The organism is Zavarzinella formosa DSM 19928 (genome assembly GCF_000255705.1).
GTDB classification, from domain to species: Bacteria; Planctomycetota; Planctomycetia; order Gemmatales; family Gemmataceae; genus Zavarzinella; species Zavarzinella formosa.
In genome coordinates, this window is sequence record NZ_AIAB01000556.1 from 1 (window position 1) to 957 (window position 957).

At 58.4% G+C, this 957-nt stretch carries 1 protein-coding gene; it reads left to right on the forward strand.

The window, feature by feature from the left end:
• On the forward strand, positions 1 to 435 hold a 435-nt coding region (locus BGIM_RS47945; RefSeq protein WP_040887441.1), incomplete at its 5' end, for a transposase.
• Positions 436 to 957 lie beyond the last annotated feature (522 nt).

Below are 957 nucleotides of genomic sequence, written 5' to 3' on the forward strand. Positions count from 1 at the left end.
TGGCGGGTGAACCCGGCCCGCGTGTGGGTGGCCGGCCGGGAACACTGGTTGCTGGCGGCGGTCAACGAGGCGACGGCCGAGGTGAAATACTTCCTGAGCAATGCCGTGACCACGCCGGTTCCCCAAATCGTGGCCGTGGCGTTTCGGCGATGGACGGTCGAGCATTTGTTCCGGCTGGGCAAGCAGGAGGCCGGGCTGACGGACTTCGAGGGACGGGACCATGTCGGACTGGTCCGGCACCTGACACTGGTGCTGATCGTCCTGGGGTTCGTCGCCCTCCACACGAAGCGGTTGCGGGGGGAAAAACCCGGAATTGACGGCGGAGCAGGTCTGCCTGGCGCTGAACCACCGTTGTGCGATCCTGTTCCGGCGGCGGCGGGGCGTTCCGGAACTCCGGCACGCCAGCAACCTGATCCGGTATTATCAGCGGCGTAACGCGATGGCGGCCGTATCGCACAAAAAACGGCGACATCAATGTCTCTTATAAACAGCCGCGCTGTACTGTTAATCCGTCAGGTTTGGCAAATATTGATCACTTTCCGAAGTGGTCACGATCATTGACTCGCCCGTCACAAACGACCCCCTGTCATTTCATTTGACTCTCCGAGCCTTGCTCATCGACGTCGTGCATTCACCCTTGTGGTGATTTCCCTCAGGATCAGACACCATCCTCCACCGGTAAACCCAAGGATCTCCGTTGGGATGATCATGTGGTCTCCTTGATGCCAGGACGTTCAAACTCCTTGCGTGAAGCACCCTCTCTTTGCCATCCTTTGGGATGGGCATACTGATCCGAGCGTAAGAAAAGCTATGTGATATCGTTTTTCGGAAAGGGCAGTTCGCTCCGATTCCAGAGAGCTCTTAATACTACTCCGTTATTCCATTAACGGATGCGCCAGATGCCCCCGGCAATAGGCGCAGTCGGGCTTGGCCAGGGGAAACAGGAGCCGTTGCAAC